Consider the following 17,918-nt stretch of genomic DNA (forward strand, 5'->3'; position numbering starts at 1 on the left):
GTCAGACTGCCCGTTCCGTCATCGGCGCGCGCGTGTCGATCTCGACGGCGACGCGTTCGCCCTCCCGGACCGCGGCGTCGATCCGGCGCGGGGCCAGGCAGTCGCCGATCCGGACCACGTCCGGGGCCGCCCCCAGGGTTGTCCACAGATCATCGCGGGGAGCTGTGGACAACGCCGTGACCACCCCGTCGACCTGCCGGAACTCGGTCCGGCCGGTCGGGTGGTGCAGCAGCGTCACCCGCAAAGCCCCAGGTCGGCCGTCGACGGCCGTCACCACCCTGTCGGTGGTCGTGTCGATCCCGGCGGCGTGGGCGCGCCGACGGAAGCCCTCCCGGTCCAGGGTGACGCCGAGGTCCTGCCCGACGACCATCGCCGGCGTCACGATCTCGACCAGGGCCCCGCGGGCGGCGAGCAGCTCGGCGACCGACGTCGCCTGGTGGAAGCCCGTCTCGTCGACGACGAGCACCCGGCCGGACACCTCCGCCGCGCCGGACAGGACGTCGTGCACGGGCACGACGCCCGGGACCGCCCACGGCGGAGGGACCGGAGCGGACCCGGTGGCCAGCACGATCGCGTCCGCGCCGAGCCCGCGCAGCAGGTCCGCATCCGCCTCGACACGCGTGCGGACGTCCACCCCGGACGCCACGCACTCACCGAGCAGATCGCGTACGACGTGCCCGATCTCGGTCCGCCCGGGCGCGGTGGCCGCCAGCGCGACCTGACCCCCGGTCGCGGGGTCCCGCTCCAGCAGCGTCACCCGGTGCCCGCGACGGGCCGCGGCCGCCGCGGCGGACAGCCCGGCCGGCCCGCCGCCCACGACCACCACCCGCAGGCCCCGCACCACCGGCGACGGCAACGGGACGGCCTCGTGCCCGGCCCGCGGGTTGACCGTGCAGCCCAGCCACCGGTTGAGCCCGACCCGCCCGACGCACTCCTGGTTGCAGCCCACGCACGTCCGCACCGGGCGCCCGTCGGCGCCCTTGGCGGCGAACTCCGGGTCGGCGATCTGCCCGCGGGCCACCCCGACCAGGTCGCACTCCCCCGCGGCCAGCGCCGCCTCGGCCTGCGCGGGCTCGGTGAACCGCCCGACGCCGATCACCGGCAGCGACACCGCGGCCCGGATCGCGGACGGGATGAACGCCGCGTAGCCCGACGGCGTGTGCATCGACGCCTCGATCAGGTGCAGCGACGCGGTCGCGACGCCGATCGAGGTGTTGACGTGGTCGACCCGACCGGTGGCCTCGAGCAGCCGGGCCAGCGCGACGCCGTCGTCGAGCCCGATGCCGCCGTCGATCCCCTCGTGGGCGCCGATCCGGACGCCGAGCACCCGCTCCGGCCCGAGCACCGCCCGGACGGCCGCGACGACGTCGAGCACGATCCGTGCCCGGTTCGCCAGGGGGCCGCCGTAGGCGTCGGTGCGCCGGTTCGTGGCCGGGGACAGGAACATCCGCAGCAACGACGCGTGCGAGCACTGCAGCTCGACGCCGTCGAACCCGCCCTCGACGCAGTGCGCGGCGGTGCGCGCGTAGGCCGCCACGACCTCGTCGACGTCGTCGGTGGTCATGGCGCGGGCGACCTCGCGGAACATCGGGTCGGGCAGCGCCGAGGGGGCGGGCACCGGTTCGCGCGAGTACATCCCCGACGCCTGGCCGCCGTTGTGGTTGAGCTGGGCGAGCACCGGGACGCCGTGGGCGTGCACCGCCTCGGTGATCGCCCGGTAGCCGGGCAGGACGGCCGGGTCGTGACCGCGCACGACCTTCTCGTAGGGACGGTCGTGCGGGTGCACCGAGTGCTCCTCGGTGATCACCAGCCCGGCGCCGCCGGCCGCGCGGGCGGCGTAGTAGGCCGCGTGCTGCGCGGTGGGCAGGCCGTCGGTGGCGTAGCCGGTGAGGTGCGCGGTGAACACGACCCGGTTGCGCAACGTCAGCGGGCCCAGACGCAGCGGGGTGTGCAGCAGGCCGGTCACGACGACGACCCGGACAGGACGGTCGCGGAACGCCCGGCACCGATCTCCAGGGCCGCACGGCGTCCCTCCCCGACGGCCTCGGCGATCGTGCGCGGGGCGACGGCGTCACCGGCCCGGAGCCGGTGCGGTGCCGCCGTCCACAGCGTGTCCTCGGGCAGGCGCGCCGAGCAGTCGACCACCAGGTCGCAGGGGATATCGCGTGCCGCTCCGGTGTGGACGTCCTCGATCCGGGCGGTCCCACCGGTCACCGAGCGCAGGGTGGAGAACAGGACGCGGGTGACGCCGGCGCGTTCCAGCCGGGCGTTGGCGTCGGCGAGGTCACCGGTGCGTCCGAGCTGGTCGCCGGCCACCGCGTCCGGGGTGACGAGCGTGCACGCGACGCCCGCCGCGGCGAGCTGCTCGGCGACCCCGGCCCCGGTCCAGTCGCCGACCGGGTCGAACACGACGACGGCGGGCGGAACACCCCGGATCCCGCGCGGCGCACCGCCTGCGGAGGCGAGCGCCGTCGTCACCGCGGCCGACGTCGACCCGGAGGTGAGCACCGTGCGTTCGAACTCGGCCGCCGGGACGACCGGGACGTCCGAGGGGAAGGCCGCCGGCGCGGGGCGGGACCCGGTGGTCAACAGGACCGCCGCGCCGGCCCGCTCGGCCTCGTCGAGATCCTCCGCCGTCACCGCGACGCCGGTGCGCACCTCCACCCCGAGGCGCTGGAGCTCACGTTCCCACCAGGGCAGGAGCACCCCGATCCGCGCCCGCCCGTGCACCGCGGCGGCGAGACGCAGCGACCCGCCGAGGACGCGGTCGCGCTCGTGCAGCGCGACCCGGTGCCCGCGCAGAGCCAGCGTCCGGGCGGCCTCCAGACCGGCCGGCCCGCCCCCGACGACCACGACGTCCCGCGGCACCGGATCGCGCCCGTCGACCGGCGGGTCGGTGGTCTCGCGCCCGGACCTCGGCTCGGCCTCGTCGCCGACGATCGGGTTGCGCGGGTCGCGCGCGAGGGAGAGCTGGTTGGACAGCGTGCAGGGCCGGATCCGCTCCGGGGTGCCGGCACGGACCAGCGCGACGAGGTCGGGGTCGGCGATCTGGGCGCGGGTCATCTCGACGAGGTCCGCGGTGCCGTCGGCGAGCGCGGCCTCCGCCATCGACGGGTCGACGACGCTGCCCTGCAGGACGGTCAGTGACCCGGTGCCCCGGACCGCGGCGCACAGCTCCCGGTTGAAGCCGGGCGGCGTGTGCAGGTCGGGGCGGGTCGAGGAGACCGAGAGGGCGCTGCCGCGCACCGGGACCAGGTAGTCGACGGCGTCGGCGACCGACGCGGCCAGGGCGGCGCCGTCGGGCGGCGTGATCCCCGCCCAGGGCGCGAGCTCGTCGGCGCAGAGACGCAGGCCCAGGATCCGGTCCGGCCCGAGCGCGGCCCGCACCACGTCCACGACCTCCCGTAGGAGCAGCCCGCGGTCCCGGTGGTCGTCCGTCCGGTGGTTGGTCAGCCCGGAGCAGAACTGGCGCAGCAGGGAGTGCTGCCCCGCGTTGATCTCCACCCCGTCCAGACCGGCCGCGACGGCACCCCGCACGGCGTCGCCGAACCCGTCGAGGAGCGCGTCGATCTCGGGCCGTTCCATCACCATCGGCACCTCGCGGGTGACGACGTCGGGTACCCGCGACGGTCCCCACAGCGGACGCTGCGAGTACGCGGTGGAGCCCTGGGAACCGGCGTGTCCGAGCCCGGCCAGTACCAGGGCACCGTGCGGACGGCAGGCCCCGGCGACCGCGGACCAGCCCGGACCTGAGTGGGCGGCCAGCGGCGCGCGTTCGTAGGGATGGTCGGAGGGGTGCACCGACGCGACCTCGGTGACGATCAGGCCCGCGCCACCCTCGGCCCGCCGGGCGTAGTAGGCGACGTGGGCGTCCGAGATCTCCCGCCGGTACCCCAGGTTCGTCTCGTGCGGGCCGAACAGCACCCGCGACGGAGCCCACCGCCCCCGGATCTGCACCGGTGCGGTCAGCCCATCGGCCACGACGTCATGATCGACGAGTGTGGGCGGATCAGTGCCATGGATGGCACCGATCCGCCCACAAGAATCGATCACTCGCGCGTCGGTCAGCTCCCGGCGACCGGCACCGCGACGGGTGCGGCGTCCGGGACGGGCATGCCGGCCAGCGGGCTCTCGTCGCAGGCGCGGTCCGGGCGCCGCGGCGGCGGGGCCAGGCTCAGCATCGTCGGCGCCTTCGGCGTGCGGGAGTTGCGCGGCTCCGAGCGCGAGTGGTTCACGTCCGACTTCGGGATCACGGTCCCGGCGTCCCGGTCGGCCAGCATCTGCTCGCCGAAGCCGCGCACGCACTCCGGGTCCGGGCCGTCGAGGGGCAGGCCGGTGAAGAACTTCGCCGCCATGCACCCGCCCTGGCAGGAGTCGTAGTGGTTGCAGGACGCGCAGGCGCCACCGGTCTGCGGCTGGCGGAGCTCGGTGAACAGCTCCGAGTTCTGCCAGACCTCCTGGAACCCGCCGGGCGAGCGGACGTTGCCGGCCAGGAAGTTCTCGTGGATCGCGAACGGGCAGGCGTAGACGTCGCCGACCGGGTCGATCAGGCAGACCACGCGACCCGCGCCGCACAGGTTCAGCCCGGGGAGGGCCTCACCGAACGCGGAGAGGTGGAAGAAGGAGTCGCCGGTGAGGATGTTGTCCCCGTTCGCGACCAGCCAGTCGTAGAGCTGCTTCTGCTGGCCGGCGGTCGGGTGCAGCTCGTCCCAGACGTCCGCGCCGCGGCCGGACGGGCGCAGCCGGGTGATCCGCAGCTGCGCGTTGTACTTGTCGGCGATGGCCTTGAAGTCGTCGAGCTGGTCGACGTTCTCCCGGGTCATCACGACCGAGATCTTCGGCTGCCCGAACCCGGCCTCGGCCAGGTTCTCCAGCGCGCGGATCGAGGTGTCGAACGAGCCGGGGCCGCGCACGTGGTCGTTGACCGCGGCGGTCGCGCCGTCCATCGAGATCTGGATGTCGACGTAGTCGGTCGCGGCGAGCTGCTTGGCCCGCTTCTTGTCGAGCTTGATGCCGTTGGTGGAGAACTTGACCCCGACGTTGTGGTCGATCGAGTAGTCGAGGAGCTCCCAGAAGTCCGGGCGCACGGTCGGCTCGCCGCCGCCGATGTTGATGTAGAAGACCTGCATCCGCTGCAGCTCGTCGATGACGTGCTTGGCCTCGGCGGTGTCGAGCTCACGCGGGTCGCGGCGACCGGAGGAGGACAGGCAGTGCACGCACGCCAGGTTGCAGGCGTAGGTGAGCTCCCACGTCAGACAGATGGGCGAGTTCAAGCCGTACTGGAAGTGATCGACGAGCTTCACGGGCACACTCCACTGTGGTGTTCAAGCATCGGGGCGCGTCGGGCGGGACGGGGCGAGGGCGCTCAGCGGGCTTCGATGGTGCCGGACTCGGCGAGACCGGCGAGAGCCTTGACGTAGGCGGGCCGCTGAGCCTCCGCGACGCCGGCCGCGGAGATCGCGGCGTGCACGTCGGGGTGGTGCTCGAGGCCCTTGACGACCTCGACCAGTTCCGGGGTCTTGAGGAACGACAGCTTGCGGGTCACGAAGTCGTACACGAGCGCACCGAACGGCTCCGGGCGCAGCGCCACGTTCGGGCTGCACCGGTAGGCCGATCCGGGGTCGAAACCCGACCCCGGACCGGTCACCGTCTCGGTGGCGAGCGGCTTAGTAGACACCGCACATGCCGTCGATGGAGACCTCCTCGACGAGGGTCTCCTCGACGAGCGGCTCCTGGGACGCGGACTCGTTCTGCTCGATCGGGGCCATCGGCGTACCTCCTGCGTGACGGGACGGGCAACGGTTTCGGACGTTATTGGCACCCGGTGCCGAAAGCAAGGATCGCCTGCACCGCCCGTCCGAACGGAGGGGGCGGCATGCTGTCACCCGTGGAGGACCCCCTGCTGCACCTGTGCACCCCCGCCGACTGGCGCGCCGCCCTGACCTCGGGCTCGGTCGCGCCGCCGTCCCTTCAGGAGGTGGGATTCGTGCACCTCTCGACGGCCGAGCAGGTCGCCCTGCCGGCCCAGCGGCTGTTCGCCGGCCGGCGCGACATGGTCCTGCTCGTGCTCGACCGGGCCGCGATCGACCGCGCCGGGATCGAGGTCCGCTGGAAACCGGGCGTGCCCGGGGACCCGGAGTCGATGCGGTTCCCGCACGCCTACGGAGCGCTGCCGGCGTCGGCGGTGCTGACCGTGCTGCCCTACCGACCGGACGGTGAGGGCCGGTTCAGTGCGCCGTCGGTGCCGGTACCGGACGCCGCGAACCGGGCCGCGCTCCTGGAGCCCTCGTTGCTGCGCCGGGCCGCGACCGCCGAGATCGCGGTGACCGGCGGCGTCGCCGTGCGCACCGACGCCGTGCCGGCCTCGCGGATGCACAACCAGCTGCTCGTGGAAGGGACGGCCGATGCCGCCGCCGTCGTCGCCGAGGCGGACCGGGCCCTCGACGGGCTGCCGCACCGGGCTGCCACCCTCTACGGCGAGACGCTCGCCGGCGCGGCCGGGGACCTCTACGGCCACGGCTGGGCGGTCGACGAGCTGCGCCTGATGACCGCGCCCGCCGCACGGGAGGGCGCGGGCGGCACCGACGGGGTCGTCGACGTCGACCTCGAGACACTCCGCCCGCAGTGGGACGCGGTCTGGCGCCGCACCCTCCCGGAGATCTCCGACGACGAGATCGCCCAGCTCACCGACCGCTACCGCGTCGAGGACACCGCGACCCGGGTCGTCCCGCTGGCGGTGCTCGACGGCGTGACGGTGATCGCGTCCTGCCTGCTCAAGATCGACGGCGCGACGGCCTGGCTGGACTCGCTGGAGACCGAGCCGGAGCACCGTGGCCGCGGGCACGGGCGGGCCCTGCTCGAGGCCGCCCGCGACCGCGCCGCCGCGGCCGGCTGCGACCTCGTCGCCCTGAGCACCCTGGCCCGGGACTGGCCGCAGGACTGGTATGCCCGGCACGGGTTCACCGACGCCGGACGCTCCTGGGTGGCCGCCAAGGTCTGAGCGCTCCCCTCCGACAGGGCAGGAGCGGTCCGGTCCGACCGGCCGGGCACGGTGACACCCATTGGTAGCTGTTGCGAATAAGTTGCAGTAGCCAAGGTGAGGTCTGTACGCGAGACAGCCCTCACCGAGGAGAGCCCATGGCCATCGAGCTCAACCAGATCTGGGACTTCCCGATCAAGGAGTTCCACCCGTTCCCGCGCGCCCTGCTCGGGGTCGGGGCCCACGACATCCTGGGGGTCGAGGCGAAGAACCTCGGCATGACGCGCGTCCTGTTCGTCACGTCCGGTCTGCGCGGCTCGGGCATCGTCGACGAGCTCAAGGGCAAGGTCGAGTACCAGGGTGTCGACGTCGTCGTCTACGACCAGGTGGAGTCCAACCCCAAGGACTACAACTGCATGGACGCCGCCGCGCTCTACAACAGCGAGAAGTGCGACGGCATCATCTCGATCGGTGGCGGCTCCTCGCACGACGCCGCCAAGGGCGCCCGCGTCGTCATCGCCCACGACGGCCGCAACATCAACGAGTTCGAGGGCTTCTCCAAGTCCACGAACATGCAGAACCCGCCGCACATCGCGGTCTCCACCACGGCCGGCACCGGCTCGGAGACCTCCTGGGCCTACGTCATCACCAACACCAGCGACATGAGCAACCCGAAGAAGTGGGTCGGGTTCGACGACGCCGTGGTGACCACCCTCGCCCTGGACGACCCGCTGCTCTACTACAGCTGCCCGCAGCACTTCACGGCGTACTGCGGGTTCGACGTCCTGGCCCACGGCTCCGAGCCCTACGTCTCGCGCCTGGACTTCGAGCCGTCGCTGGGCAACGCGCTGTTCTCGATCGAGCTGGTCGGGCAGTACCTGCGCGAGGCCGTGTTCGAGCCACGCAACCTGCAGGCCCGCTCGAAGATGATGCACGCGCAGTACATCGCGGCGCAGGCGTTCAACTCCGGCGGTCTCGGGCTGGTGCACTCGACGTCGCACGCGGTGTCGGCGTACTTCGACACCCACCACGGGCTGAACAACGCGATCGCCCTGCCGCGGGTGTGGGAGTACAACCTGCCGTCGCGCTACCCCCAGTACGCCCGCATCGCGACGGCCCTGGGGGTCGACACGACGAACATGACCACCGTGCAGGCCGCGGACGCCGCGGTCGAGGAGGCCATCCGCCTGTCGAAGGACGTCGGGATCCCGGACAACTTCGGGGTCCTGAAGTCCGACAGCTACGACAAGAACCGGATGAACACCGGGAAGTACGCCGGTGTCGGTGACGCGATCCCGACGGACGACAAGACCGTCCGGAGCATCGCCGAGCACATGATGGGCGACTACTGCACCCCGGGAAACCCCCGCGAGAGCACGGTCGACTCGCTGGTTCCGCTGGTCAAGCACGCGTTCGCCGACGCGTACTGAGGCTCGGCGGCCGAGAGCCGAAGCAGCAGCACTGATCCGCCGCCGCCACCACGACGTCGCCGCGCCCGGCCGGTCCGGGCGCGGCGACGTCGCGTGTGTCCCGCCTATCCGAGGAGAACGGTGTACGAGAGCGCCGAGAAGCTGACCGAGGCCCTGTCCGGCGAGAACTACGTGATCGACCCCGACTTCGCGGTCGTCGTGTTCCTGGCGACCCGCCTGGAGCGGCCGCTGCTGCTGGAGGGCCCGGCCGGGGTCGGCAAGACGGAGCTGGCCAAGGCCCTCGCCGCCGCGAGCGGGCGGCGTCTGGTCCGGCTGCAGTGCTACGAGGGTCTCGACGACAGCCGCGCGCTCTACGAGTGGGACTACGGCAAGCAGTTGATGCACGTCCAGATGCTGCGCGACCGGATCGGCGAGCTGCTCTCGGACACCGCGTCGATGGCGGAGGCGTCGGCCCGGTTGCAGGCCACCGACACCGGCCTCTACACCGAGGACTTCCTGTCGGTCCGCCCGCTGCTGGACTCGGTGCTCTCCGACGAGCCGGTGGTGCTGCTGGTCGACGAGGTGGACCGCACCGAGGAGTCGATGGAGGCGCTGCTGCTCGAGGTGCTGGCCGAGGGCCAGGTCACCGTGCCCGAGATCGGGACGTTCACCGCGCGGTCGACGCCGTGGGTCGTGCTCACCTCCAACGACACCCGTGAGCTCTCGCCCGCCCTCAAGCGGCGCTGCCTGCACTACCACGTGGACTTCCCGGACACCGCGCGCGAGACCGAGATCGTCTCCCGGCGCGCTCCCGAAGTGGCGGCCGACGTCGTCGAGGGCGTCGTGGAGCTCGCCCGGAGGCTGCGTGAGATGCCGCTGCGCAAGTCGCCGTCGATCTCCGAGGTGATCGACGCGGCCCGCGCCGCCGCCGTGCTGGACCGGGGCGCCGGGGACGAGGTCCGGAGGTTCCTGCTGGCCGCGCTGCTGAAGTACGGCTCCGACATGGACATGGCGGTCAGGCGTCTCGACGGAGACGAGGCCGGGGAGTCCGAGGTGGACGTGGCCACGGACGAGGGCTGGGTGAACAGCTCGACGCGCGGGAAGAGCCCGACCAGCTCGGCGTTCGCCGGACGCGGCGGTGGCGGGGCGAGCACCGGCGGCCGCGCGGCGGCCGACCGGTACCGGCGGGGCGTGCGGTGACGGCCGGTACGTCGCCCGCGGCCGGGGGCGGCCGCGTCCTGGCCGTGCTCTCCGCCGCGTTCGGACGGGTGCTGCGGAGCCAGGGAGTCTCCGCGTCGCCCGCCGAGGTGATCGAGGTCCGGCGCGTGCTGGCCCTGTTCGGGGCCGGTGACCTCGACGTCCTGCGACCCGCCCTGCGCGCGGTCACCGTGAAGTACGACCACGAGCGACCGGGCTTCGAGCGCACGTTCGACGTCTTCTTCGGACTGATCGCAGCGCCCACGGCCGGCACCGGCGGCGTCGCGGGCCCGGGGATGCGCGGTCCCGACGGCGGCCTGCCGACCGACCTCGGACTGACCGGGGACGACGACCGGTCGGCCTCCTACGCCGACCACGACCCGACCACCCGCGACGTCGGCGACCTGTTCGACACGGACGAACGAGAGCGGGGGTTCGACCCACACCGCGACGACGACGACGTCGCGATGGGCGGCTCCGACTCCGACCTGGAGGTGTCGTCGGAGGAGGACGAGGGCCGTCGCGGGATGAGCTACACCGTCGACCTGGAACGGGCCGGGACCGCCGTCGCGAAGGAGCTGACCGACTCGGGCAGCTCACAGGCGTCCGGCTCGATCGACTGGGACGACCCCGAGGCGATCATCGCGTGGCTGGCGGCCTACGACCCGTACTCGGTCTACGCCGACGGCCCCGAGGGTGACCTGGAGACGCTGTCGGAGACCCAGCTCGGACGCCTGGTGGAGGCGATCGCCGCGTTCGTCTCCGCGCTGGCCGAGGAGGTCTCCGGCATCCGTCCGGACCCGGATGCCGCCGACGGCACCCGGTTCGACCCCGCGGACATGCAGCGCGCCTGCCACGAGCTGCTGCACCGGATGAGGGGCGCGCCGCGCCGGGTCCCCCGCGAGCACGCGCACGGGCCGCTCGACGTGCGGCACACCGTGCGGCGCAGCATGCGCAGCGACGGCGTCCCGTTCCACCTCCTCGTCCGCAAGCAGGTGCCGGACCGGGTGCGGCTGCTGATCGTCGCGGACGTCTCGCTGTCGGTCCGATCGGTGACGGCGTTCGTGCTGCGCCTCGCCCAGACCCTGCACCGGATGGCGTTCCGCTGCCGCGTCCTGGCCTATGTGGACATCCCGGTGGACGTGACCGACCGTCTCCTGCGGACCTCCGGTGAACAGGCGCTCGCCGCGGTGCTCGCCGCCCCGGGCCTGGACCTCGACGCGACCAGCGACTACGGGCGGGTGATGGCCGAGCTCAACTCCGGGTTCGCCGACCTCACCGACCGGCGCACCGCGGTGCTGTTCGTCGGCGACGGCCGGTGCAACGGCCTGCCCTCGGGCGACGACGAGCTGCGCCGGCTGCGACGCCGCGCGCACCGGGTCGGCTGGATCACCCCGGAACCACGCCGCTACTGGGACCAGGCTTCCTGCGCGATGCCGGTGTACGACGAGATCGTCGACGCGGTCGTGGTCGCCCGCGACGCCGAGGAGCTGCTGGCCCGGGCCGGCGAGCTGGGACACGCCCTGTCCTGACCGCCGGCCGCGCCGTTGCGTGACAGACCTTGTTGCCATATTCTTGCAACAGTGTGGGAGTTCCCGATCAGGGAGAACCTCACCCTGAACCCCTCCGTACGGAGGGGGATCCTGCCCCGCTGTCGCGACGGTTGTTGCGGCAAGCCCTGTGCGAGCGGTCACGGCACCCCTAGCGTCCGGTGCTGACCCACCCCCTGCACCAGAAAGGGCTGCCATGCAGGTTGACGAACTGTTGAAGCCGTTCCCCATCAAGGAGTTCCACCCGTTCCCCCGGGCACTGATGGGCCCCGGCTCGCACGAGCTCATCGGACCGGAAGCCCTCAAGCTGGGCTTCAAGAAGACGCTGGTGATGACGTCGGGCCTGCGCGGCACCGACATCGTCAACAAGATCGTCGAGTCGATGAAGTACCACGGCCTCGAGGTGGTCGTGTACGACAAGGTCGAGTCGAACCCCAAGGACTACAACGTCATGGACGCTGTGGGCCTCTACCAGCAGAACAACTGCGACTCGTTCGTCTCCATCGGCGGCGGTTCCTCGCACGACGCCTGTAAGGGCGCGCGGATCTCGGTCGCCCACGACGGCCGCAACGTCAACGAGTTCGAGGGCTTCAACAAGTCCGAGAACCCGGCGAACCCGCCGCACATCGCGGTCTCCACCACGGCCGGTACCGGCTCGGAGACCTCCTGGGCCTACGTCATCACCGACACGACGACGGACCCGGACAACCCCCACAAGTACGTCGCGTTCGACGACGCCTCGGTGACCAGCCTGGCGATCGACGACCCGGTGCTCTACTACGACTGCCCGGTCGACTTCACCGCGCAGTGTGGCTTCGACGTGCTCGCGCACGCTTCCGAGCCCTACGTCTCGCGGCTGAACTTCCAGCCGTCGCTGGGCAACGCGCTGCACGCCATCAAGCTGACCTCGGAGCACCTCCGGGCAGCGGTGTGGAACGGCCAGGACCTGGCCGGCCGCGAGGGCATGATGTACGCGCAGTACATCGCCGCCCAGGCGTTCAACTCCGGCGGGCTCGGGATCATCCACTCGATCTCGCACGCGGTGTCGGCGTTCTACGACCTGCACCACGGCCTGAACAACGCCATCGCGCTGCCGCGCGTGTGGGCGTTCAACATGCCGGTCGCCTACAGCCGGTTCGCCGACATCGCCGAGGCGATGGGCATCGACACCCACGGCATGACCAAGCCGCAGGCCGCCGACGCCGCGCTCGCCGCGTCGATCCGGCTGCTCCGCGACGTGGGCATCCCGGAGAAGTTCAACGACGTCACCAAGGACTCGTACTCGAAGAACCGGCTGGGCATCGGCCCGACCAAGTTCTACGAGAACGAGAAGGTCGTCAAGGGTGACGCCGCGGACATCGACCGGGTCACGAACCACGTCCTGGGCGACGCCTGCACCCCGGGCAACCCGAAGGAGTGCACGTTCGAGACGGTCCGCCCGGTCGTCGAGCACTCGTTCAACGGTGACCTGGACGAGCTCATCCCCTGATCGACCCCTCGGGCCTGGCCCGATGGTGAGTAGTTCCGTCATATGACGCGGCCCAGCGGGCCCACCCCGCCTCCGGGAGTGATACTGGAGGTCGGGTGGGCCCGCTGGTTGCGTGCCGCCGCGTTCCTGTCATGGACGTGGCCCCGGAAGGAGAGTTCGTGTCCGAGGTTGTTGCTGCCCCGTCGCAGTCCGATGTCCCAGCCGGTTCCGGTGTCGGGGATGCGCCCTTCGAGTCCGTGGACGAGGTCGTCGAGGCCCTGCGAGGGCAGGGCTACATCGCCGACACGCGTCTGGCCACCACCGTCTACCTGCTGACGAGGCTGGACAAGCCACTGCTGCTCGAAGGTCCGGCCGGCGTCGGCAAGACCGAGCTGGCCAAGATGCTGGCGCTGGCCACCGGCCGCCGCCTGCTGCGCCTGCAGTGCTACGAGGGCCAGGACGAGACCAAGGCCCTGTACGAGTGGGACTACGGCAAGCAGCTCATGTACACCCAGATCCTGCGGGAGAAGATCGGCCAGGTCGTGGCCGACGCCCCGGATCTGACGTCCGCGGTCGAGCGGATCGGCGAGCAGGACAGCGTCTTCTTCTCCGAGCGCTTCCTCGCCCCGCGCCCGCTGCTGGAGGCCATCCGGTCCCCCGAGCCCGTCGTGCTGCTGATCGACGAGGTCGACCGCGCCGACGAGGCGCTGGAGGCCGTGCTGCTCGAGACGCTGGGCGAGTTCCAGATCTCGGTGCCCGAGGTCGGGACGTTCAAGGCCGAGAAGCGCCCCTACGTGCTGCTGACCTCGAACAACACGCGTGACCTGGCCGCCGCGCTCAAGCGCCGCTGCCTGCACCTGTTCCTCGACTACCCGGCCGCCGCGCGTGAGCTGGAGATCGTCAAGTCCAAGAAGACCGGGCTGTCCGACGCCCTCGCCGAGGAGCTCGTGACGGTCGTGCGCGGCCTGCGTGAGCTGGAGCTGCGCAAGGCCCCGAGCATCTCGGAGACGATCGACTGGGCCCGCACCCTGGCCGTCCTCGGTGTCGACGACCTCAACGCGCAGGTCCTGTCCGACACCGTGTCCGTCGTCGTCAAATACGACAAGGACGTGAAGAAGGCGCTCGACGCGCTGCCGCGCCTGGTCGACCCGAACGCCGTCATCGACGAGGGCCACGGGCACGGCCATGGCCACGGGCACGGCCACGACGGCGACCACTCGCACGACGAGCCCGCCGCCCCGGCTCCGAAGCCCGCCCCGTCCACCCGCCCCGCGGCGAGCGACGACCCGGACGACGGCGACGTCGACGGTGTCGCGAAGCGCGCCGGCAAGGACGCACCCGGCCGGCACGGCGGGATCTACGGCGGCCTGCCCGGCGGGACCGCGCCGCCGCCCTCGCAGATCCGCAAGGTGACGCCCGGCCAGGGCTCCCGGTCGTTCGGCGGCAGCCGCAAGCGCCCGATCTAGATCGGCGGAGGAGGACAGCGTGGAAGCGAGCATCCATCGTTTCGTCCGGCTGCTCCGCATACGCGCGATCCGCATCTCGGTCTCCGAGGCCGTGGACGCGATGTTGTGCGCGGGCCAGCCGGGCGTCATGTCCGACAAGTCGACCCTCAAGGAGGCGCTGCGCGTCTCGCTGATCAAGGACCGGCGCGACGAGGAGGTCTTCGACCAGGTCTTCGACCTGTTCTTCTCGCTGGTCAAGGTCGGCGAGGAGGACACGGGGCACGGCCACGGGCACGGCCACGGCGACCTGACCGACGACGGCCTGCTGGAGGACTTCACCCTCTCCGAGGAGCCGAGCGACACCCCGCAGGAGGGCCACGACCACGGCGCCCCGGTCGACATCCGGGACTACTTCGACCCGGAGGACCTCGCCGAGCAGTACAACCTGCACCAGGAGGCCAACAAGGTCGACCTGGCGGCGATGACCGACGAGATCGTGTTCTCCAAGGAGAACGAGGGCCAGGAGATCACCGAGGGCCAGCGGGTCCAGATCGAGACCGACCGGTTCTCCGGCGGCGGCCTGCCCGGCGACATCTCCCAGGCCCAGGGTACGAAGGTCGACGCCGACCTCTCGGTCGCCCAGCAGGACGCCCTGCTCGGCTGGCTCAACTCCGAGGAGGACGCGCTCTCCGAGGCGGAGAAGGGCAACGAGGACGACGCGGCCGCGCTGCGCCGTCGGCTCGCCGGGGTGCTGGAGGGCCTGCCGGAGGCGATCAAGGCCCACCTGGAGAAGCTGCTCGAGATCGAGCAGCGGATCGTCGAGGGCCACGACGACATCGACCGGGTCGCCGAGGTGGACCGGGCGAACGAGACCGAGCGGATGCAGCTCGAGGACTCGCTGCGGCGCCTGGCCAAGTCGCTGCACGGGGCGCTGACCCACCGGCGCCGGGTGTCCCCGCGCGGGCGGATCGACTCGGGCCGCACGATGCGGCGCAACATGCGCTACGACGGGATCCCGTTCAACCCGGTCACGGTGCAGCGCCAGGAGGACAAGCCGCGTCTGGTGGTGCTGGCCGACGTCTCGCTGTCGGTGCGGGCCACCGCGCGGTTCACCCTGCACCTGGTGCACGGGCTGCAGGACCTGTTCGGCCAGGTGCGCTCGTTCGCGTTCGTGGCCGACCTGGTCGAGGTCACCGACCTGTTCGCCGACCACCCCGTGGAGCAGGCGCTCGGGATGATCTTCGGTGGCGACCAGCTCGACGTGGACGCGAACTCGCACTACGGGCTCGCGTTCGGGCAGTTCCTGGAGGACCACCCGACGGCGGTCACCCGCCGCTCCACGGTGCTGATCCTGGGCGACGGCCGCGGCAACGGGAACGACCCCAACATGGAGGCGTTCATCGAGATCACCCGGCGCGCCCGGGAGACGATCTGGCTGACCCCCGAGCCCCGGTACTCGTGGGGCCTGGGCCGGTGCGACCTGCCCGCGTACGCCGAGCACTGCGACCGCGTGCGCGTCGTCCGGGACCTGTCGGGCCTGGAGAACACGACGAACGAGATGGCCGGCGAGCTGATCGGCCGCTAGGCACGGACGCACTCCGCCCGCGGCCCCGTCGGGGTCGCGGGCGGAGCCGTGTCTCAGGTGCGTTCGATGACGATCTTGCCGATGGTGCCGCCGGACTCGATCAGACGGTGGGCCTCGCGGACGCTCTCCGCGGTCAGGCCCTGCAGGCGGACGGTCTCGGTGGTCCGCAGCTCGCCGGCGTCGACCAGGCGGGCGACCTCGTCGAGGATCTCGCGCTGCACCGTCGACCCCGGCTCGGACAGGGGCCGGGTGAACATCAGCTCCCAGTGCCAGGCCTGGCTCTTCGTCTTGAGCGGCAGCGTGTCCAGGCCCTCGGGCTCGTCGATCGCGACGACGACCCCGCGCGGGGTCATCAGCTCGGCGTAGGCCTCGACGTTGCCCTCGGACACCGGCGAGAACACGTACTGCACGCCGTCCGGGGCGACCTTGCGCACGCTGCCGACGAGGTCGTGGTGGTCGGCGGTCTCGTGCGCGCCCATCTCACGGGCCCAGTCCTGCGACTCCTGCCGCGACGCCGTCCCGACCAGGGTGAGCCCGGTCCGGCGGGCCAGCTGCAACACCATCGAGCCGACGCCGCCGGCGGCGGAGACGACGAGCAGGGTGCCGGTGGACCCGGGCGTGATCCGCAGATGGTCGTGCAGGCACTCCCAGGCGGTGATCGAGGTCAGCGGCAGGGCGGCGGCCGCGGCGAAGTCCAGCGTGGACGGCTTGCGCCCGACGATCCGGGAGTCCACGAGCTGGCGGTGGGCGTTGCTGCCGGGCCGGTCGATCGCGCCGGCGTAGTAGACCTCGTCGCCGGGCGCGTAGCCCGACACGGCGTCACCGACCTCGACGACGACGCCGGCGGCGTCGAAACCGAGGACCTTCGGCCCGTCGGACGGGTCGAACGAGGAGCGCACCTTGCCGTCCACGGGGTTGACCGAGACGGCGCGGACGTCGACGAGCAGGTCGTGCGGGCCGGGGGCACCGACCTCGATCTCGGAGTCGACGAGCGCTCCGGGGTCGTCGATCGGGAGCGGGCGGGGTGCGACGACGGCGGGAACGGTTGCCATGGCTGACAACGCTAACGGTGGGGCAGGATGCGGGCATGGCGGAACGGTCCTACGGCGACTACCAGCTCGAGATCTACGGCGGGGGCCTGCGCGGTCACGTGCCCGCGCTGCCGATGACCTTCGACGAGATGGAGCGCCGCGCGCAGTCCGCGCTGCCGCCGTCGATCTGGTCCTACGTCGCCGGCGGCGCCGGGGACGAGCGCACCCAGCGCGCCAACGCCGACGCGTTCGGCGGGTGGGGCCTGGTGCCGCGGATGATGGTCGGCGCCACGTCGCGGGACCTGACGGTGGAGATGTTCGGGATGACGCTCCCGACGCCGCTGTTCCTGTGCCCGGTCGGCGTGATCGGGCTGTGCGCGCAGGACGGGCACGGGGACCTGGCGACCGCCCGAGCGGCCGCGCGCACCGGCGTCCCGATGGTCGCCTCGACGCTGACCGTGGACCCGATGGAGGACCTCGCGGCCGCGCTCGGCGACACCCCGGGGCTGTTCCAGCTCTACACCCCGAACGACCGTGAGCTGGCCGAGAGCCTGGTCCGGCGCGCGGAGAAGGCCGGGTACCGGGCGATCGTCGTCACCCTCGACACCTGGGTCACCGGCTGGCGCCCCCGCGACCTGTCGACGGCGAACTTCCCGCAGCTGCGCGGCAACTGCATCGCCAACTACACCTCCGACCCGGTGTTCCGGTCACATCTGAACGCGACGCCGGAGGACGACCTCGCCGCCGCGACCGGGTACTGGGCCGGCGTGTTCGGGCACGCGTTCACCTGGGACGACCTGGACTGGCTGCGCGGGCTGACCGACCTGCCGATCGTCCTCAAGGGCATCTGCCACCCGGACGACGCCCGCCGCGCCCTGGACGCCGGCGCGGACGGGATCTACGTCTCCACCCACGGCGGGCGCCAGGCCAACGGCGGGCTCTCCTCGCTGGAGATGCTGCCCGACGTCGTCGACGCCGTGGACGGGCGCGCTCCGGTGCTGTTCGACTCCGGCGTCCGTTCCGGCACCGACGCGGTGCTGGCGCTGGCGATGGGCGCCACCGCCGTCGGGGTCGGGCGGCCGTACGCCTACGGGCTGGCGCTCGGCGGGGAGGACGGGATCGTGCACGTGCTGCGCTCGTTCCTGGCCGAGGCCGACCTGCTGATGGCCGTGGACGGGTACCCGTCGCTCGCGTCACTGGACCGTTCGGCCCTGCGCCCCACGGTGCGTGGACCACGGCCGTAACGCCTCCACC

The 17,918-nt window shown here is 72.2% G+C and carries 14 protein-coding genes; 8 read left to right on the forward strand and 6 right to left on the reverse strand.

Going from position 1 to position 17,918, the window contains the following annotated elements:
- Nucleotide 1 precedes the first annotated feature (1 nt).
- The 5 genes from EV383_RS27420 to mftA all read right to left on the reverse strand — a co-directional run bounded on the left by EV383_RS27420 (nucleotide 2) and on the right by mftA (nucleotide 5,768).
- Nucleotides 2–1,966 carry a mycofactocin system FadH/OYE family oxidoreductase 2 gene (locus tag EV383_RS27420; RefSeq protein ID WP_207223673.1) on the reverse strand — a complete coding sequence of 655 codons (1,965 nt, stop codon included), beginning with the start codon at nucleotides 1,964–1,966 and terminating at the stop codon, nucleotides 2–4.
- A complete protein-coding gene (locus tag EV383_RS27425; RefSeq protein WP_130292603.1) occupies nucleotides 1,963–3,981 on the reverse strand; it encodes a mycofactocin system FadH/OYE family oxidoreductase 1 in 2,019 nt (672 codons plus the stop codon). The genes EV383_RS27420 and EV383_RS27425 overlap by 4 nt, the downstream gene beginning before the upstream one ends.
- An 83-nt stretch (nucleotides 3,982–4,064) precedes the next feature.
- Entirely contained in the window at nucleotides 4,065–5,303 is a 1,239-nt protein-coding gene (gene mftC, locus EV383_RS27430) for a mycofactocin radical SAM maturase (protein ID WP_130292604.1), read from the reverse strand.
- Between the two features lie 62 nt (nucleotides 5,304–5,365).
- The gene (gene mftB, locus EV383_RS27435) at nucleotides 5,366–5,677 is read right to left on the reverse strand and encodes a mycofactocin biosynthesis chaperone MftB (protein WP_207223674.1); all 312 of its coding nucleotides are present in this window, start codon (nucleotides 5,675–5,677) and stop codon (nucleotides 5,366–5,368) included.
- Entirely contained in the window at nucleotides 5,667–5,768 is a 102-nt protein-coding gene (gene mftA / locus EV383_RS27440; protein WP_130292605.1) for a mycofactocin precursor MftA, read from the reverse strand. Before mftA ends, mftB begins: the two co-directional genes overlap by 11 nt.
- A 107-nt stretch (nucleotides 5,769–5,875) precedes the next feature.
- Between mftA and EV383_RS31475 the strand changes: the two genes are divergently transcribed.
- The 7 genes from EV383_RS31475 (at nucleotide 5,876) to EV383_RS27475 (ending at nucleotide 15,633) form a co-directional block, all read left to right on the forward strand.
- A complete protein-coding gene (locus EV383_RS31475) occupies nucleotides 5,876–7,000 on the forward strand; it encodes a GNAT family N-acetyltransferase (RefSeq protein ID WP_165438519.1) in 1,125 nt (374 codons plus the stop codon).
- Between the two features lie 137 nt (nucleotides 7,001–7,137).
- On the forward strand, nucleotides 7,138–8,409 hold the full coding sequence (mdo, locus tag EV383_RS27450) for an NDMA-dependent methanol dehydrogenase (protein WP_130292606.1): 1,272 nt from the start codon (nucleotides 7,138–7,140) through the stop codon (nucleotides 8,407–8,409).
- 120 nt (nucleotides 8,410–8,529) lie between these two features.
- On the forward strand, nucleotides 8,530–9,588 hold the full coding sequence (locus EV383_RS27455; RefSeq protein WP_130292607.1) for a MadB family AAA-type ATPase: 1,059 nt from the start codon (nucleotides 8,530–8,532) through the stop codon (nucleotides 9,586–9,588).
- The gene (gene madC, locus EV383_RS27460; RefSeq protein ID WP_130292608.1) at nucleotides 9,585–11,117 is read left to right on the forward strand and encodes a MadC family VWA domain-containing protein; all 1,533 of its coding nucleotides are present in this window, start codon (nucleotides 9,585–9,587) and stop codon (nucleotides 11,115–11,117) included. Before EV383_RS27455 ends, madC begins: the two co-directional genes overlap by 4 nt.
- 214 nt (nucleotides 11,118–11,331) lie before the next feature.
- Nucleotides 11,332–12,624, forward strand: a complete 1,293-nt coding sequence (gene mdo, locus EV383_RS27465) for an NDMA-dependent methanol dehydrogenase (RefSeq protein WP_130292609.1) — start codon at nucleotides 11,332–11,334, stop codon at nucleotides 12,622–12,624.
- A 236-nt stretch (nucleotides 12,625–12,860) separates the two neighbouring features.
- Nucleotides 12,861–14,069, forward strand: coding sequence for an AAA family ATPase (locus EV383_RS27470; RefSeq protein ID WP_242623338.1), 1,209 nt, complete (start codon nucleotides 12,861–12,863; stop codon nucleotides 14,067–14,069).
- A 19-nt stretch (nucleotides 14,070–14,088) separates the two neighbouring features.
- Nucleotides 14,089–15,633 (forward strand): VWA domain-containing protein, encoded by a 1,545-nt coding sequence (locus EV383_RS27475; protein ID WP_130292611.1) that lies wholly within the window; start codon nucleotides 14,089–14,091, stop codon nucleotides 15,631–15,633.
- A 53-nt stretch (nucleotides 15,634–15,686) separates the two neighbouring features.
- Here EV383_RS27475 and EV383_RS27480 read toward each other — a convergent pair whose 3' ends face one another.
- Complete coding sequence (locus tag EV383_RS27480) at nucleotides 15,687–16,685, reverse strand: zinc-binding alcohol dehydrogenase family protein (protein WP_130292612.1); 999 nt, start codon at nucleotides 16,683–16,685, stop codon at nucleotides 15,687–15,689.
- A gap of 35 nt (nucleotides 16,686–16,720) precedes the next feature.
- Between EV383_RS27480 and EV383_RS27485 the strand changes: the two genes are divergently transcribed.
- Nucleotides 16,721–17,908 carry an alpha-hydroxy-acid oxidizing protein gene (locus EV383_RS27485; protein ID WP_130292613.1) on the forward strand — a complete coding sequence of 396 codons (1,188 nt, stop codon included), beginning with the start codon at nucleotides 16,721–16,723 and terminating at the stop codon, nucleotides 17,906–17,908.
- Nucleotides 17,909–17,918: the final 10 nt, after the last annotated feature.

This window comes from Pseudonocardia sediminis, from assembly GCF_004217185.1.
GTDB lineage: Bacteria > Actinomycetota > Actinomycetes > Mycobacteriales > Pseudonocardiaceae > Pseudonocardia > Pseudonocardia sediminis.